The sequence below is a fragment of the Oceanimonas baumannii genome (genome assembly GCF_002245495.1).
GTDB classification, from domain to species: domain Bacteria; phylum Pseudomonadota; class Gammaproteobacteria; order Enterobacterales; family Aeromonadaceae; genus Oceanimonas; species Oceanimonas baumannii.
Genome location: NZ_NQJF01000002.1, coordinates 123809 through 140113, shown reverse-complemented (window position 1 = coordinate 140113; position 16305 = coordinate 123809). Strand labels below are relative to the sequence as shown.

Annotated in this window: 15 protein-coding genes; 4 read left to right on the top strand and 11 right to left on the bottom strand. The window is 57.1% G+C overall.

Features of this window, described 5'->3' with window-relative positions; all coding sequences use genetic code 11:
- Nucleotides 1–21: 21 nt before the first annotated feature.
- Nucleotides 22–450 (bottom strand): Zn(2+)-responsive transcriptional regulator, encoded by a 429-nt coding sequence (zntR, locus tag B6S09_RS02610; RefSeq protein WP_094276940.1) that lies wholly within the window; start codon nt 448–450, stop codon nt 22–24.
- Nucleotides 451–648: 198 nt separating this feature from the next.
- On the opposite strand from zntR, the gene purH reads away from it, so the two are divergent.
- Complete coding sequence (gene purH / locus B6S09_RS02605; RefSeq protein WP_094276939.1) at nt 649–2232, top strand: bifunctional phosphoribosylaminoimidazolecarboxamide formyltransferase/IMP cyclohydrolase; 1584 nt, start codon at nt 649–651, stop codon at nt 2230–2232.
- A 15-nt stretch (nt 2233–2247) separates the two neighbouring features.
- Nucleotides 2248–3531, top strand: a complete 1284-nt coding sequence (gene purD, locus B6S09_RS02600; RefSeq protein WP_094276938.1) for a phosphoribosylamine--glycine ligase — start codon at nt 2248–2250, stop codon at nt 3529–3531.
- A 293-nt stretch (nt 3532–3824) separates the two neighbouring features.
- Here the strand turns inward: purD and B6S09_RS02595 are convergent, their stop codons facing one another.
- The 4 genes from B6S09_RS02595 to B6S09_RS02580 all read right to left on the bottom strand — a co-directional run bounded on the left by B6S09_RS02595 (nt 3825) and on the right by B6S09_RS02580 (nt 6107).
- Nucleotides 3825–4205: a sirohydrochlorin chelatase gene (locus tag B6S09_RS02595; RefSeq protein WP_094276937.1), complete on the bottom strand. Its 381-nt coding sequence runs from the start codon at nt 4203–4205 to the stop codon at nt 3825–3827.
- A gap of 1 nt (nt 4206) precedes the next feature.
- On the bottom strand, nt 4207–4626 hold the full coding sequence (locus B6S09_RS02590; RefSeq protein ID WP_094276936.1) for a hypothetical protein: 420 nt from the start codon (nt 4624–4626) through the stop codon (nt 4207–4209).
- A 128-nt stretch (nt 4627–4754) separates the two neighbouring features.
- Nucleotides 4755–5027, bottom strand: coding sequence for a nucleoid-associated protein HU-alpha (gene hupA / locus B6S09_RS02585; RefSeq protein WP_094200167.1), 273 nt, complete (start codon nt 5025–5027; stop codon nt 4755–4757).
- 216 nt (nt 5028–5243) lie between these two features.
- Nucleotides 5244–6107, bottom strand: coding sequence for an NAD(P)-dependent oxidoreductase (locus B6S09_RS02580; protein WP_094276935.1), 864 nt, complete (start codon nt 6105–6107; stop codon nt 5244–5246).
- 158 nt (nt 6108–6265) lie between these two features.
- Between B6S09_RS02580 and B6S09_RS02575 the strand changes: the two genes are divergently transcribed.
- Entirely contained in the window at nt 6266–8239 is a 1974-nt protein-coding gene (locus B6S09_RS02575; RefSeq protein ID WP_094276934.1) for a TonB-dependent copper receptor, read from the top strand.
- 59 nt (nt 8240–8298) lie between these two features.
- On the opposite strand, the gene B6S09_RS02570 is transcribed toward B6S09_RS02575, so the two are convergent.
- Entirely contained in the window at nt 8299–9186 is an 888-nt protein-coding gene (locus tag B6S09_RS02570) for a LysR family transcriptional regulator (protein WP_094276933.1), read from the bottom strand.
- Nucleotides 9187–9266: 80 nt separating this feature from the next.
- Between B6S09_RS02570 and B6S09_RS02565 the strand changes: the two genes are divergently transcribed.
- Nucleotides 9267–10511 (top strand): MFS transporter, encoded by a 1245-nt coding sequence (locus tag B6S09_RS02565; RefSeq protein WP_094276932.1) that lies wholly within the window; start codon nt 9267–9269, stop codon nt 10509–10511.
- A 50-nt stretch (nt 10512–10561) separates the two neighbouring features.
- Here the strand turns inward: B6S09_RS02565 and B6S09_RS02560 are convergent, their stop codons facing one another.
- From B6S09_RS02560 to B6S09_RS02540, 5 genes are all read right to left on the bottom strand, one after another.
- Nucleotides 10562–11365, bottom strand: coding sequence for a DUF1338 domain-containing protein (locus B6S09_RS02560; RefSeq protein WP_094276931.1), 804 nt, complete (start codon nt 11363–11365; stop codon nt 10562–10564).
- 18 nt (nt 11366–11383) lie between these two features.
- Nucleotides 11384–12853: a succinylglutamate-semialdehyde dehydrogenase gene (gene astD, locus B6S09_RS02555; RefSeq protein ID WP_094276930.1), complete on the bottom strand. Its 1470-nt coding sequence runs from the start codon at nt 12851–12853 to the stop codon at nt 11384–11386.
- Nucleotides 12846–13874 carry an arginine N-succinyltransferase gene (gene astA / locus B6S09_RS02550; RefSeq protein ID WP_094276929.1) on the bottom strand — a complete coding sequence of 343 codons (1029 nt, stop codon included), beginning with the start codon at nt 13872–13874 and terminating at the stop codon, nt 12846–12848. The genes astD and astA overlap by 8 nt, the downstream gene beginning before the upstream one ends.
- A gap of 64 nt (nt 13875–13938) precedes the next feature.
- Nucleotides 13939–15153, bottom strand: coding sequence for an aspartate aminotransferase family protein (locus B6S09_RS02545; protein ID WP_094276928.1), 1215 nt, complete (start codon nt 15151–15153; stop codon nt 13939–13941).
- 440 nt (nt 15154–15593) lie between these two features.
- Nucleotides 15594–16175 carry an anthranilate synthase component II gene (locus tag B6S09_RS02540; RefSeq protein WP_094276927.1) on the bottom strand — a complete coding sequence of 194 codons (582 nt, stop codon included), beginning with the start codon at nt 16173–16175 and terminating at the stop codon, nt 15594–15596.
- Between the last annotated feature and the right edge of the window lie 130 nt (nt 16176–16305).

Genomic DNA, 16305 nt, shown 5'->3' with positions numbered 1-16305 from the left:
ACGGCTGTTTCAGAGGGGGCATTAACGGGCGTTATTGTCAGTATTCTCCAGCTTGCCGTCCAGCGCTTCCAGAATGGAGCAGTGCTCGGCACTTTCCTGGCCGCCGCAGCAAGCGTCCGACAGCTGGCGCAACGAACGGCGGAACTGCTCCAGCTCGCGAATGCGCTCTTCCACATCAGCCAGCTTGGTATCGGCCACTGCTTTCACCTCACGGCAGGAGACTTCACAGCTGCTGATGCGCAGGGCCAGAAGCTCTTCAATATCTTTCAGGGAAAACCCCACTTTCTTACTGCGCAGAATAAAATGCAGACGTTTCTTGTCGTCTTCACTGTACTGCCGGTAGCCGGTGGAAGTGCGCACTCCCGGCACCAGCAATCCTTCCTTTTCATAAAAACGCAGGGTATCGGCCTTGATACCAAAGGCCTTGGCCAGCTCACCAATACGATACATCCGATCCTCCTTTAACAGCAGGTTTGATTACACATAAAGTCTCTTTACACCGAACCAAATAGTCCGGCACTCAGCGGCAAAAGCGGGTAGAATATGCCGCCTCCGTTCTGGCGTACCAGGCGGTTTGGTAAAGCCGGTGGCGTTGTCTCGCCGATTTTACCAAACCCCCCGATGAATCGTTAAAGGAACGAGAACATAATGGAAACTGCCCGACCCATTCGCCGTGCTCTGCTGAGTGTGTCCGACAAACAAGGCATTGTGGAATTCGCCCAGGGGCTGCACGCCCGTGGCGTGGAGCTGCTGTCTACCGGCGGCACCGCCCGCCTGCTGGCGGAACAAGGCCTGCCCGTGACCGAAGTATCCGACTATACCGGTTTTCCGGAAATGATGGACGGTCGCGTCAAGACCCTGCACCCCAAGGTACACGGCGGCATTCTCGGTCGTCGCGGCCAGGACGACGCCATCATGAACGAGCACGGCATTGCGCCCATCGACATGGTCGTGGTCAATCTCTATCCTTTCGCCAATACCGTTGCCAAGGCCGATTGCAGCCTGGAAGACGCGATTGAAAACATCGATATCGGTGGTCCCACCATGGTGCGCGCTGCGGCCAAAAACCACAACGACGTAGCCATTGTGGTTAACGCCAGCGACTACGATCGCCTGCTGACCGAGCTGGATGCCAACGGCAACAGCCTGAACCAGGCCACCCGCTTCAGCCTGGCCATTGCCGCCTTTGAACACACCGCCCAGTACGACGGCATGATCGCCAACTACTTTGGCACCATGGTACCGGCCTATCACCAGGCCACCGAGGGCTCCAAGTTCCCGCGCACCGTGAACTACCAGTTCACCAAGAAGCAGGATCTGCGCTACGGCGAAAACAGCCACCAGAGCGCCGCCTTCTATGTGGAAAACAACGTCGACGAAGCTTCTGTCGCTACCGCCACCCAGCTGCAGGGCAAGGAGCTGTCCTACAATAACATCGCCGACACCGACGCCGCCTTGGAGTGTGTGAAGGAATTCGATGAGCCGGCCTGTGTGATCGTCAAGCACGCCAATCCCTGCGGTGTAGCCCTGGGCGGGAGTCTTCTGGAAGCCTACGATCGTGCCTACCAGACCGATCCCACTTCTGCCTTTGGCGGCATCATCGCCTTTAACCGCGAGCTGGACGCGGCCACCGCCAGTGCCATTATCGAGCGCCAGTTTGTGGAAGTGATCATCGCTCCGTCCATCAGCGCCGAGGCAAAAGCCGCCGTGGCCGACAAGAAGAACGTACGTCTGCTGGAATGCGGTCAGTGGAACAATCAGACCCAGGGTCTCGACATTAAACGTGTGAACGGCGGTATTCTGGTGCAGGACCGGGATCAGGGCATGGTCGACCTGGCCGACCTCAAGGTAGTGAGCAAGCGCCAGCCCACCGAGGAAGAACTGAAAGATCTGCTGTTCTGCTGGAAGGTGGCCAAGTTCGTTAAATCCAACGCCATCGTCTACGCCAAGGACAGCCAGACCATCGGTGTGGGTGCCGGTCAGATGAGCCGCGTTTACTCCGCCAAAATCGCCGGTATCAAGGCCGCTGATGAAGGCCTGCAGGTAGAAGGTTCGGTGATGGCATCTGATGCCTTCTTCCCCTTCCGTGACGGCATCGACGCCGCCGCCGCCGCCGGCATCAGCTGTGTTATCCAGCCCGGTGGCTCCATGCGCGACGAAGAAGTCATACAGGCTGCCGACGAGCACGGCATGGCCATGGTCTTTACCGGCATGCGCCACTTCCGCCACTGATTGCGAGGAAATTCCATGAACGTATTAGTCATCGGCGGTGGCGGTCGTGAACACGCTCTGGCGTGGAAAGCCGCCCAGTCCCCCAGGGTCAGCCGGGTGTTTGTTGCCCCGGGCAATGCCGGTACCGAACTTGAGCCGGCCCTTACCAATGTGGCCATTGCCGCCACCGACATTCCGGCCCTGCTGGCGTTTGCCAAACAGGAGCAGATTGAGCTGACCATCGTCGGCCCTGAAGCTCCGCTGGTGGCGGGCGTGGTCGATGCCTTTGAAGCCGACGGTCTGACCATTTTCGGCCCCAGCGCGGGTGCGGCTCAGCTGGAAGGCTCCAAGGCCTTTACCAAAGACTTTCTGGCCCGCCAGCAAATTCCTACTGCCGCTTATCAGAACTTCACCGAAGTAGAGCCGGCGCTGGACTACCTGCGTCAGCAGGGTGCTCCTATCGTCATCAAGGCCGACGGCCTTGCCGCAGGCAAAGGCGTGATCGTGGCCATGTCCCTGGCAGAAGCCGAGGACGCAGTACGCGACATGCTGGCGGGTAACGCCTTTGGTGACGCCGGCAGCCGGGTGGTAATCGAGGAGTTCCTCGACGGTGAAGAAGCTTCTTTCATCGTCATGGTAGACGGCGAGCACGTGGTGCCCATGGCCACCAGCCAGGATCACAAGCGCGTGGGCGACAAGGACACCGGCCCCAACACCGGCGGCATGGGGGCCTATAGCCCGGCTCCGGTGGTTACCCAGGAAATCCATGACCGAATCATGGAGCAGGTGATCATGCCTACGGTACGCGGCATGGCGGATGAAGGTCATGTGTACAAAGGCTTTCTCTATGCCGGCTTGATGATCGACCAGGCTGGTCAGCCCAAGGTGATCGAGTTCAACTGCCGCTTTGGTGATCCGGAAACCCAGCCCATTATGCTGCGGCTGAAATCCGATCTGGTAGAGCTGTGTCTGGCAGGCTGCAAGGGTGAGCTGAACACGGTCACTGCCGAGTTTGATGAGCGCGCCGCCGTGGGTGTGGTACTGGCGGCGGGTGGCTACCCGGGTGCCTATCGTCAGGGTGATGTGATCACCGGTATTCCCGCCGAGGCCGACGGAGCCAAGGTATTCCACGCCGGCACCCAGTTCAAGGGGGATGAAGTAGTTACCGCCGGCGGCCGGGTGCTGTGTGCCACCGCCCTGGGTGAAAGCGTCAGCCAGGCCCAGCAAAAAGCCTATGAACTGACCCGCCAGATCCAGTGGGACGATGTGTTTTTCCGCAACGATATCGCCTGGCGGGCGATAGAACGGGAACAGCAGTAAAAACTGAACGGGGCCAAATTGGCCCCGATTTTTATTGTTGGTCACCCTTGCGAAGGAACGTCATCCCCAGCGAAGGCGGGGACGAGACCTGTTACATACCATGCTGGCATCTGAGGCGTCTTTAATGGATGCCCGTCTGCACGGGCATGACGTCCTTGCCCGTGTACACCTGCACTGTCATAACGAAAATGCCAGGCAGCAGGTTAGGACAAGTCCCAGCATTTTTGCCGGTCATACCGAACTGAGCTTACAGAGGCAATATTGGGATTCGCTTCGCTCATCGCCAACCTGCCCTACCCATTAACCTCATTACTCCCCTGCAGCTGTTCTGCCAGCCACTGGTCAAAACCCGGAATCGCCCCCAGGTGCGGTAACAGGGTCAGTTTTACCCCCGGGTACTGGGCTTTTTTCTCCGCCAGTACGGAAGGCAGGTCTTTGACGACATGCTTGCCTTCGGCAAGAAAATAAGGAAACAGCGTGATGTCCCGGGCTCCGGCAGCCACCTGGGCATCAATCACCTGTACCAGTGACGGCTCTGCCAGCTCCCAGAAACCATGTCCGGTCAAATCAAAGCCGCCTTTCATTGAGGCCGTCATACGCTGGGCAAACCCGGCAATTTCCTCATTGGCAGCAGTCCGTCTGCTGCCATGAGCGACCAGAATAAAGCCTTTCATGCTACTCCTTATTGATACACACATCCGGCGGCTGAGCCGCCAGCACATCCACACAAAAATCCCAGCAGGCAATGCGATAGTGCTGAATGTCTTCATCCAGATGCGAGCCCATGGTCTCCTGATGAAACCAGGTTAAAAAACGAGATGGGGTAATCAGCTGGATCTGGCTGTCGATATCATCGTCATCCTCAAGCAGCTCATGAACATCGGCCCCTTCCAGCACGCGGTAACCATAAAGATGGCCAAAGCTCAGCCAGTACACAATGTGTGGCGGTGTATCCATACCGGATGGTACCCCCATGGCCAGCTCCAGGCAGCCACTCCATACATCCTGATGCAGCTCTGTAAGCATCAGCCCGGTGGTTAAACCGCGGGCTCCGGCCCAGGGCACGGCAACCTGACGAATTGCATTCACTTCCATTACAGCCTCCCAGGTTAGGGGCAGGTTCTGACCACTGTTATAACAACCTAATGATCCTGGGGGCAAGTTCAGCGTAAAAAAAACCCGGCCAGAGCCGGGTTTGGAATGCGTAAACGTCAGCCTGAGGCTTAGTTCACCGCATCTTTCAGCGCCTTGCCGGCCACAAAGGCAGGCACGTTTGCCGCTGCAATCTGAATTTCTTTACCGGTTTGCGGGTTACGGCCGGTACGGGCTGCGCGATGGTTTACCTTGAAAGTACCAAAACCAACCAGTTGCACAGGGTCACCTTCTTTCAGGCTTTGAGTGATACCGTTGAGTACTTCTTCCAGGGCAGCCTTGGCCTGAGCCTTGTTCAGGTCGGCCTTGGCGGCGATTGCATCGACAAGCTGAGTTTTATTCATAGGGTATCCTTTCTCACTTGGCATTAAGCGGTTGCCCACTCTAGTCAAATTCAGGCCTCAAGCAAAGCCTTTGGCTTGCGGCCGTATATCAAGTGCCGTTGTTTTGTGCGGAAATTGCGGAAAATATCACATTCCCGCAAATGAAAACCCAAGGTGAGCCTTGAGTTGTGCTCAGCATAGCCGAGCCTGCGGGGCTCTGCCAAGAGCCTGTACGAGTCAGGACTTAAGATCCCGTATCACTACGGTAGAATCGCAGCGCCCCATCCCCTGCTCCAGCAAGCGCTCATACACTTCATGTACATGTTCGGTGAGCGGCAATTTAACCCCCTGTTGTGCGGCTTCATCCAGGCAAATACCCAGGTCCTTGTACATCCACTGAGCGGCAAAGCCAAAGTCGAAGCTGTCGTCAGCCATAGTCTGTGCACGGTTCTCCAGCTGCCAGCTTTGCGCCGCACCACCAGCCAGGACCTCGATCAGAGTGGGGATATCCAGATCCGCTTTCTGCGCGATCATCAGGCCTTCGGCAATCCCCTGCACGGCACCAATCACACAGATCTGGTTAACCATTTTACATCGTTGGCCGGCTCCTACCGGCCCCAGCCGGGTAACTTTTTTGCCGTAAGCTGCCAGCACCGGAGCTGCCTCAGCCACGTCTTCCTCGGCGCCGCCAATCATAATGGTCAGTGCGCCATTTTCTGCCCCGAGCTGACCACCGGATACCGGTGCATCAATAAAGCGGCTCCCTTGCTTACCGGCTCTCTCCGACAGCTCCTCAGCCAGACGGGCCGACGTGGTAGTGTGATCTATCAGCAGGGTTCCGGCTTTAACACCCGCCAAGACGCCATCCTCACCGTACATTACGGCGCGCACGTCGTCGTCATTCCCCACACACACCATCACCATGTCGGCGTTTTGGGCCGCCTCTGCCGGCGTAGCACCACAGCTGCCACCAAAACGGGCCTCCCAGTCTGCTGCCTTCTGCGAATTACGGTTATACACGCAGACTTCATGACCAGCCTTCTGCAGGTGCCCGGCCATGGGGAAACCCATCACTCCCAGTCCGATAAATGCCAGTTTCATGGTTCGGCTCCTTTTAATAAACAAATAACACCGGGCTGCATGATCCCACGCACACCGGTGAGCCACAAGGTGGCAGCGCTGCGACAATATGCCACATTGTGCTCATTTAAGGCCGGTTTTACTCTCACGTTCTCGTTTTGAAAGCGCACACCTTTATCATGAAACATCATTACATTGTCACTCTTGGCCTTCCTCTGCTTGGCTTGGGGACGGCTCACGCAAATGACGATCCGGTCTATCCTGCCACCACGGTGGCTACCCCCATCACCATTACCGCCTCGGCGCTCAGTGCCCCCGGTGAAGTCCGGCTGGATCCAGATTCGCCGGTGCAGCCCATTCCCGCTGCCGACGGCGCCGGCCTGCTTAAGACCGTGCCCGGAATCAGTATTACCCGTAAGGGCGGCATGGCCGGAGACCCGCTGCTACGCGGCCTGGGGGGATCACGCCTGTCTGTAACCAGCGACGGCAATTATGTGCTGGGAGGCTGTGCTGGCCGTATGGACCCGCCTACCGCTTATCTGTTTCCCCGCTCGTTCGATGAAGTGGTGATCACCAAAGGACCACAGACTGTAACTCAGGGCCCCGGACTGGTGGCTGGCTCGGTGCAGTTCAAACGCCGCCCTCGCTATTATGCCGAGCCCGGGTTTATGCTGGATGGCGGTATGACCACCGGCAGTGCTGACCGCTTCGATGCCTTTGCCGCTCTTGAGGCCGGCAATTCAATGGGTTATATGCGTCTGAATGCCAACCACAATGAGGCCGGCAACTACCAGGACGGCAGCGGCAACCGGATCAACTCCGCCTATAACAAGGACAGCCAGAGCGTGCAACTGGGGCTGACGCCGGACGAGCTCAGCCTGCTCGAGCTGTCTTATGATCGCAGCCGGGGAGAGGCTGCCTATGCAGACAGAAGTATGGACGGCAGTAAATTCGACCGGGATGCGTGGGGCGTGAAACTGGAGCGCCAGGCCATTACTCCCTGGCTGAGCAAGCTGCAGCTGCAATTCGGTCACAGCGAGGTTGATCATGTGATGGATAACTACAGCCTGCGCCCGCTCGAAGGCATGATGTACAAGGCAATGAACCCGGATCGGAGCACCGACACAGCCCGCCTGCTGGCAGAGCTGAATCTGGGCACGCACCAGACCCAGGTGGGCATGGACTGGATGCAAGATGCCCATCGTGTACGCATGGCCATGGGAATGAACAAGGCCGCCGCCAATGCCTATCGTAACCAGCCTCGCAAAGATAACCAGAGCTTTAACAACATGGGGATGTTTGTTGAGGACGACTGGCTGCTGAGCGACAAACAACGACTGATCAGCGGGGTCCGGCTCGATAAAACCGAAGCCCGATTTGAGCAACTACCGGCCAGCTCTTCCCTGAAAGAGCAAAACTATTATCTGCACGCCGGTTTTGTACGGCTGGAGCACAGCCAGCAGGACTGGACCTGGTATGCAGGCTATGGCCAGGCCGAGCGGGCCCCGGATTTCTGGGAACGAAACCGTAATGGCGAACTGAACACAGAAACCAATCATCAGCTGGATGCCGGTGTACTTTATCGCAAGGGTAACCTCAGCGGATCGGTATCCGTATTTGCCGGCTATGTGGACGATTTTATCCTGGTAGACAACACCACTCTGCCACAGGCCCGTAATATCAATGCCCGGCGCTTTGGTGGTGAAGCCGAGGTAAGCTGGCGTGTTGCCGATGACTGGACCCTGGCATCCAACCTGTCTTACACCCATGGCCAGAACCTGAGTAACGATATCCCTCTGGGCCAGACGCCGCCGCTGGAACTGAACACCACCCTTGGATACGACAATGGTACTCAGGAAGTTGCGCTGCTGATGCGCAACGTGGCCGCCCAGCATCGCTTTGCCGAAGGTCAGGGTAATATTATTGGCCAGGACACCGGCCCTTCTGCAGGATTTACCGTATTTTCCCTGAATGCAGGCTGGCAGCTTACCCCTACGGTGAAGCTGGCTGCCGGGATCGATAACTTACTCGACAAGGATTACAGCGAGTTTATCAACAAGCAAGAGGCCTACCCGCTCGGCGACAACCCGGTAACCGGACGCATCAGCGAGCCCGGCCGGCAATGGTGGGCTGAAGTACAGATCAGCCTGTAGCACAATTTACCCCGTCATGCCGGCCTTCAGCGCCGGCATTTTTTAGCCGGCCCCGAGGGCTACTCAATCGGGAGGCGCGACCTGGCCATATCCTGCCCCGCGCAGGAAAACTGCGGGCTTTCCCTGATAATCTGTGCCAGACGGAAACTCGCCTCTGTGACCTGCTCGGCCACGAACAGGGTAGTGTCGGTCTTTGGCAGGGGTGGCAGACTGTCTTCCACCACCAGCCCCTCTTCCAGGGTACTGCGGGGAATAACCCCCACGCCAATTCCCGCTCTCACCGCCGCCAGTACCCCGGCCCGGCTCTGACTGGTAAAGGCGATTCGGCAGGGTTTCTGCCACTGCTCCAACACCTGCAGCGCCATATCCCTGTGATAACAGCCATCCACAAATACCGCCAGGGGCAGAGGCTCCCGCATATGAGTCGAATGCAGGGGGGAACGCACCCAGACCAGTTCGTCGCGACCAAGGTGCGTTCCCCCCGTCGACAACAGCGGCATCTCCACCAGAGCGAGATCCAGCTTGCCCTGCTGTAGCAGCGACACCAGTTGCTGAGGGCGATGATCGCACTGCACCTCCAGCCGTACCTCGGGGTAATTGAGTACAAATGTTTCCAGCAAGGGCGGCAGACTGCGAGTGGCGTACTGATCATGAGTACCAAAACGCACCTTGCCGCCAATCTCCGCGTTCAGAAAGGAGCCCAGGATCCGGTCATGCTGGTTCAGCAGCAGCTGGGCATGGGATCTGAGCAGATCGCCCGCTGGGGTTAGCCGGACACCATATTGTCCTCGCTCGAGTAAATCGGTTGAAACCAGTCCTTCCAGCCGGCTCAGTTGCATGCTGATGGTCGACGGTGCCCGATGCAAACGGCCGGCAGCCACCGTCAGATTAAGGGTTTCCGCCACTACCACAAAAGTCCGCAGCAAAGGTATAGGCAAGTCGCGCATGAGCAGAATTCAGCCTTATTGAACGCAGATATGAATATTCATCGATTTACCGAAAGCCGGCAAGTGGTCAGGATGTGAGCATGAGCGGTTCATCACAGGATAAAGGAGCGTCAAGGGTGAAAATAGCCGTGGTATTCGGATTGAACCAGGTGGTGAGTCATGGTTTTGGCATGTTTTTGTTTGCCGCCATGGTCCCCCTGATGCGGGAAAGCATTCTCCTCAATCACTGGCATCTGGCAGCCATCGGCGCGCTGACCCAGCTGGCCTACCTGGCCGGAGCCCTTCTGCTTGGGGTATTCGGTCACCGCCTGGGCACGGAACGTCTGGCGCTGATCACGGGAAGCCTGTCGTCGGGGCTGCTGCTGACCATGGCCTACCTTGAGCACCCGCTACTCATCATGGCGGTGCTGACCTGCCTGGCCGCCAGTGCCGCCATCAGCTGGGGCACACTGGTGGAAATCGTCAGCCGCCATGTTCATGCCGGCCTGCGCTCAACCTGCCTCTCTACCATCTCCAGCGGTACTGCCTGGGGATACGGGCTGAATGGCTTGCTGATCCTGATAATAGTGCCAATGCTGGGCTGGCAGCAGGCCTGGTTATTGGCGGGAGGAACAGGCCTGTTGGTGGTGACCCTGACCCGGCGGCTGTTGCAAGCCCTTAACAAGCCCCTTACTGCAACCGCAGTTTCCCCCGAGCCGGCGCTCCCTACTTCCCGGTTGCTGTTCACCATCTTCAATGAACGCACCGCCTTTCTGGCCTGCCTGACCTGCTTTCTCGCCGGCTTGACCACCATGCCCTTTTCCAGCTGGGTCAACACCTACCTGGATCAGCTTGCCCTGCCCGCCAGCCTTGGCGGCTACACCTGGACCACGGTGGGTGTCACCGGCATGGTAGCCGGACTGCTCGCCGGAAAACTGGCCGACAAACAAGGTCACGGCGTGGCCTTGCTGGTCATCTTCGGCGGATTTGCCCTGGGTCTGATGGCGTTTGTGTATGATCCGGGCCGTTTTGCCCTGATGGCGGGGTTTGGCTACGGCCTGATGTATTTTCCCATGTGGGGCATTCTGGCCGGTTGGGTGGGCAGAGACTACTCGGCAACGGCCACCATGCAGATCAGCGGAGCCTGTATGATGACCTTCGGCCTGGGGGGCACCCTGGGTAATCTGCTGACCGGTTACCTGCGCGCCGCCACCGGCTCACTGGATGCGGTCTTTATTGCTCTGGCGGGAGCCGCCGTGTTGCTGGTGGTTCTGGCAGTCTGGATATGGGCGAAATGCCCAGCAAGCGCCACCAACACCTCAGCGCCGGAAACACCGCTATCCTGATATGCCCACCCGGCTTGCGAGCTCGAAAGCCGGGTGGAAACCGAGCTTATTCAGCCACGGCTGGCATCAGTACTTTCAAAGATCTTGTCTGCCGAGGCCGCGACAAAGCCGGTATAAAGCTCGCCATCGGGCCTGGGATAACGCAGCGCAAACTCGTAAAAGCAGCTGGGCAAGGCCCCTTCACCGTCAGTGAAGGTCACCAGTGCAGTGTCCGCCATGGTGGATGATTGCTCCAGCAATACCTCCGGTGAGCCTTTAATCTCACCGCCGGCATCATTCAGCCGAAACCCCGCCTGTTTGAGGGTGCTGTTCACCGCCTCCAGACTGTCATAGTCCTTCAGGTGGTTCACGCTGACGGTGAAGTGGTTAGCGCGGAAGCCATAGGCTGCCAGCCAGCCAGCATATTCACTTTCATCAGCCAGCGTTTTGTAGTCGGCATGAGAAATATGCCAGGGTGCACCGGAATAAAGAAAGCCGGTCTGCTGCGGCAAGTCCTCATCCACCTGTTTGATCAACCCATCTACAATGTGCTGTAACTCAGGGGAACACTGTTCCAGCAGCAGTTCGCTGATAAACACTTTCGGCGCCATCGGGTCAGCATGCTCGTAGTGACGGGCATAAAGCTTTTTGGCTTCAAAGTGATACTCACCTTTCTGCTCATACCCCAACGCCAGAAAATGGGCGGCCAGCTTTTCCAGGCCAACCTTGGGATGCTTAAATGTACGAAAAGCCACATGATCGTTAATAATGGCCTCGTCGCCTCCCAGCAAATCATGAATTTTCAGCGCACTGGGCGTCACAGTAAGATAGTGCTGCCAGAGAGCCTCAAACAATTCATTAACGGACGTATGCATAACAGACTGCTTCCTTGTTTAAAAACTGAGCCCCGGTGACAGGGTGCCCGGCATTTCCAGGCTTTCGCCTTCCACCGACGCCACCGGGTAGGCACAGTAGTCAGCGGCATAATATGCACTGGCCCTGTGATTACCGCTGTCGCCTACACCGCCAAAGGGGGCAGCACCGGATGCACCGGTAATGGGCCGGTTACGGTTAACAATGCCGGCGCGAATATGACGATAAAAATAGTCCCAGTCCGCATCACTGTCAGACAACAAGCCTGCCGACAGACCATAGCGGGTGCGGTTGGCAATGTTCAGCGCCTCGGGCAGATCATTAAAACGAATAATCTGCAGCAGCGGGCCAAAATATTCTTCATCGGGTAACTGAGACACGCCGGTGACATCCACAATGCCCGGTGATACCAGGCCGGTGCCTGGTTGCAGGTGTTTCAGCATCAACAGCGACTCACCGCCAAAAGCCAGCAAGTGTGCCTGGGCGGCCACCATACCCCGCGCCGCACGCTCGGAGATCATCGCGCCCATAAAGGGCTGAGGGCTGGCATCGTAATGCCCGACGCGAATTGCTTTGGTCACCGCTACCAGCCGCGCCACCAACCGGTCACCGGCTTCGCCAGCGGGCACCAACAAACGGCGGGCACAAGTGCAGCGCTGGCCGCTGGTAATAAAGGCCGACTGTACAATGGCATGCACGGCGGCATCCACATCGGCGACGTCGGTAACAACCAGCGGATTGTTGCCGCCCATTTCCAGCGCCAGTATTTTTCCTGGCTGGCCGGCATACTGCTGATGCAGCAACTTGCCCGTATTGGAAGAGCCGGTAAAAAACAGGCCGTCGATGCCCTCGTGAGAGGCCAGCGCCTTGCCAGTGCCCACTTCACCTTGCACCAGATTAAGCACGCCCGCGGGCAGCCCGGCTTCGTGCCACAGCCGCACGCATTCCTGAGCCACCAGAGGCGTCAGCTCGGAAGGCTTGAACACGATGGTATTGCCGGCAATCAATGCCGGGATGATATGACCGTTAGGCAAATGACCGGGAAAGTTGTAAGGGCCAAACACCGCCACCACGCCATGAGGCTTGTGGCGTACAAAGGCACGGGCACCGGCCATGGGGTTTTCCACCGTACCGGTACGCTCAAAATAGGCTTTTTCGGACAGACCGGTTTTACCGATCATAGCGCCCACTTCGGTGAGGGCTTCCCACTCAGGTTTACCGGTTTCTCTGGCAATGAATCCGGCCAGCTGCGGCTTGTGCTGCTCCAGCAGTTCAGCAAACCGCCGGATCAGCGACAGCCGCTCTTCGATCGTCCGGAATGCCCAGTCGGCACTGGCCGCCCGGGCTGCCGCCACGGCGTCATCTACCTGCGTTTCATTGGCTGCGGCCCCTTGCCAGACCACTTCATTTTTGGCCGGGTCGATGGACTCAAACACATCGCCCGCGCCTGCCAGCCATTCCCCGTTAATGTATTGCACGGCTTCAGTCATTGCGCTTCATCTCCGCTACCCTGACGGTATCTCCGTCTTCTACCTTCAGCAGACGCGCCATTTCTTCGCTCATGACTGCCTGCCCCTTGTGTTCATTAACTGCCATATCACCCAGCAGGGCACGAAACCCTTCAAAGCGGGTGTTGCTGATCAGGTATTTTTCCGTGGTGACCGGATGACCAATCTGCACCGTTAACCGGCGACTTTGACGCAAGGTGCTAATCTGCTGCACTTCGCATTCCACCGTCGGGCCGGCATCAAAAATGTCGACATAACCACGCCAGGAAAACCCTTCTTCTTCAAGCAGATGTCGCGCCGGCCGGGTTTTGTCATGGGTCTCACCAATCACCGAGCGGGCTTCTTTAGACAACAAATTCACATAGATCGGATATTTGGGCATCAGATCGGCAATAAAACCCTTCTGACCAATGCCGGTGAGGTAATCCACGGTCGGAAAGTCCATGGAGAAAAAATGCTCCTGCAGCCAGCTCCAGAACGGGCTGTTGCCCCCCTCGTCAGAGACGCCACGCATTTCTGCCAGAATACGCCGGTCAAACAGCTCAGGAAACTCCGCCAGAAACAAAAACCGGCATTTGGATAACAGCCGGCCGTTCAGGCCCTGGCGAGCGGGCTCGCGTAAGAACAGGCTGCATAGCTCGCTGACCCCGGTGTAGTCGTTGGTCAGGGTCAGGGTTTCCACGACATTGTGAATACCCAGTTTACGGGAACAATGCACCTGCTTGCCCAGCAGGTAAGTATAAAAGGGAGAAGACAGCCCTACCGCCGACTCCAGCGCCGTAGTACCCAACACCTCACCGGTGTCACTGTCTTCAGCCACAAAAAAATACAGGCATTCGCCCTTGCCGCTGGCGCGGCTGGCAAAAGACGTTAATGAATGCTCAATTTTGTTTTGCAGCAGCTCGTCGTTTACCGGCAGCGAGGTAAAGCCATGACCGGACTCAATGGAGATCTGCTTGAGCATGGCAAAATCACGCTGCTCTATGGGTCTTATCACCAGCATGCAGCACTCCTTATGACAACAATGGGCGGGGCACCCTGCCCCGCCAGTAATAGTGGTGATGGCCTCAGCCGTTCACCACCCGGGCAACAGCACGCTCAAAGCGGGCCAGGCCTTCCAGCACTTCTTCTCTGGTGATCACCAGAGACGGTGCAAACCGAACCACGTTGGCACCGGCGACCAGCACCATCAGACCTTCTTCTGAAGATGCCTGTAAAAAGTCTTTGGCACGGCCGGCAAACTGCTCATTCAGCACACAGCCCAGCAGCAGCCCTTTGCCACGAACTTCGGAGAAACAACCATATTTGGCATTGATTTTCTCAAGCTCTTCCCGGTACCACCCTTCGCGTTCCTTCACGCCCGCCAGCACGTCTGGCGTGTTAACGGTATCAAAGGCAGCCTCGGCAACCGCGCAGGCCAGCGGGTTGCCGCCATAAGTAGAGCCATGAGTGCCCGGCTTGAGTGACGCGGCAATATCAGCTCGAGTCAGCATGGCACCGATGGGAAAACCACCGCCCAACGCCTTGGCACTGGTCAGAATGTCAGGAGTCACACCGGTTTCCATGTACGCATAAAGGGCACCGGTGCGGCCTACGCCTGTTTGTACTTCATCAAATACCAGCAGTGCATTGTGCTGATCACACAGCTCACGCACGGCTTTCACAAATCCGGGCTCCGGGCTGATAATACCGCCCTCGCCCTGCAGCGGTTCCATTACCACGGCACAGGTACGGTCCGAGATCATGGCCTTGAGTGCCTCAAGATCATTGTAGGGAACGTGATCTACATCGGCAGGCTTGGGACCAAAACCATCAGAATAGGCGGCCTGGCCACCCACAGTGACGGTAAAGAAGGTGCGACCATGAAAACCCTGTTTAAAGGCGATAATCTGGGTTTTTTCGGCATTAAAGTGCTCAATGGCGTAACGACGGGCCAGCTTGAGTGCCGCTTCGTTGGCCTCGGCACCGGAGTTACAGAAATACACCCGCTCGGCAAAGGTGGCGTCTACCAGCTTTTTGCCCAGGCGCAGTGCCGGCTCGTTGGTCCAGACGTTACTCAGATGCCACAGCTTTTCACCCTGCTCTTTCAGAGCATTGACCAGCGCCGGATGACAGTGGCCCAGGCAGTTCACCGCTATGCCGCCGGCAAAGTCGATAAACTCCTTATCTTGCTGATCCCATACCCGGGCTCCCAGGCCCCGTACCGGAATGCTTTTAGAAGGTGCATAGTTAGGCACCATCACCTGGTCGAACAGTTCACGGGTAACAGCCATATCAGACATGCTTTATTCCTCCACTTACCGCAGCATGCTCTGCGATAAAAGTTAAATCCATGTAAACATGCAAGCATTATTGCAAAGTAACCGCAACTTGTCTCTATACAATCGTAAATTTGTGGTTGTTTATTTTGCCATTGAGAAAATTGTAGTCATTTATCTTGCATAAGCTCGCACCACCGTGTGTTCCGGCCGGCGACAGCTCCCTGCCGGCTGCATAAACACTCACCGTCATTATTTCTTTCCCGGCAGTGTCATACGAACGAGAAAACCTGATAAATGAAATTAGAAAAACTTATAGGTGAACAAAAAACAGTCACCCACTTTCACTTTCCGCAAAAAGCCGGATGGAATGTCTGTGTTATATGAGAACGGTCTGGAAAGGGAGTCAGGAGTGATTAGGGTAACAGTACCGGAGATGATGCCATTACCCCGTTAAAGAGGGCCTACAACAAGCCAAGAAAGTTCCCCAGTAGCTGATGCCCGCTTTCGGTCAGAATACTTTCCGGATGAAACTGCACACTGTGCACCGGCAGGACTTTATGCTGCATCCCCATTATCTCATCCCGTCCGCCTGTCTCATGCTCGCTCCAGGCCGTCACTTCAAAGCAGGCGGGCAAGGTCTCAGCCTTCACTACCAGAGAATGATAACGGGTAACCGTCAGCGGATCGGGCAAACCCGCAAACAGGCCGGTGCCGGTGTGACGAATAGCCGAGGTTTTGCCATGCATCACCCGCCGGGCCCTTACCACTTCTCCCCCGAAAGCCTGAGCAATGGCCTGATGCCCCAGACACACGCCAAGTATGGGAAGATCACCGGCAAAACGCTCGATCGCCGCCAGAGACACACCAGCCTCGTTCGGGGTGCAGGGGCCAGGAGAAATCACCAGCCCCGCCGGGCGCAGCGCTGCAACCTCGTCCAGGCTGATGTCGTCATTACGGCGCACAACCACTTCCAGCCCCAGCTCCCCAAAATACTGCACCAGATTCCAGGTGAAGGAGTCGTAATTGTCGATCATCAGCAGCATGTTGCACTTATCTCTTTGATTTAATTAAAACTAGATAGCCTGATACTGCTTTGATACCCGCCCTGATACCCGCAATTTCATTTGATACCCAGAACCGGGACCTCAACAGCACATATGAGGAGGCCGCATT

Bases quoted from the DNA above. Each gene is read 5' to 3' on its own strand.
- B6S09_RS02590 (WP_094276936.1), bottom strand. From the start codon at position 4,626: ATGGAAGTGAATGCAATTCGTCAGGTTGCCGTGCCCTGGGCCGGAGCC.
- B6S09_RS02540 (WP_094276927.1), bottom strand. From the start codon at position 16,175: ATGCTGCTGATGATCGACAATTACGACTCCTTCACCTGGAATCTGGTG.
- purD (WP_094276938.1), top strand. From the start codon at position 2,248: ATGAACGTATTAGTCATCGGCGGTGGCGGTCGTGAACACGCTCTGGCG.
- B6S09_RS02560 (WP_094276931.1), bottom strand. From the start codon at position 11,365: ATGCATACGTCCGTTAATGAATTGTTTGAGGCTCTCTGGCAGCACTAT.
- B6S09_RS02565 (WP_094276932.1), top strand. From the start codon at position 9,267: ATGAGCGGTTCATCACAGGATAAAGGAGCGTCAAGGGTGAAAATAGCC.
- hupA (WP_094200167.1), bottom strand. From the start codon at position 5,027: ATGAATAAAACTCAGCTTGTCGATGCAATCGCCGCCAAGGCCGACCTG.
- B6S09_RS02580 (WP_094276935.1), bottom strand. From the start codon at position 6,107: ATGAAACTGGCATTTATCGGACTGGGAGTGATGGGTTTCCCCATGGCC.
- B6S09_RS02575 (WP_094276934.1), top strand. From the start codon at position 6,266: ATGAAACATCATTACATTGTCACTCTTGGCCTTCCTCTGCTTGGCTTG.
- B6S09_RS02595 (WP_094276937.1), bottom strand. From the start codon at position 4,205: ATGAAAGGCTTTATTCTGGTCGCTCATGGCAGCAGACGGACTGCTGCC.
- B6S09_RS02545 (WP_094276928.1), bottom strand. From the start codon at position 15,153: ATGTCTGATATGGCTGTTACCCGTGAACTGTTCGACCAGGTGATGGTG.
- astD (WP_094276930.1), bottom strand. From the start codon at position 12,853: ATGACTGAAGCCGTGCAATACATTAACGGGGAATGGCTGGCAGGCGCG.
- astA (WP_094276929.1), bottom strand. From the start codon at position 13,874: ATGCTGGTGATAAGACCCATAGAGCAGCGTGATTTTGCCATGCTCAAG.
- purH (WP_094276939.1), top strand. From the start codon at position 649: ATGGAAACTGCCCGACCCATTCGCCGTGCTCTGCTGAGTGTGTCCGAC.
- zntR (WP_094276940.1), bottom strand. From the start codon at position 450: ATGTATCGTATTGGTGAGCTGGCCAAGGCCTTTGGTATCAAGGCCGAT.
- B6S09_RS02570 (WP_094276933.1), bottom strand. From the start codon at position 9,186: ATGCGCGACTTGCCTATACCTTTGCTGCGGACTTTTGTGGTAGTGGCG.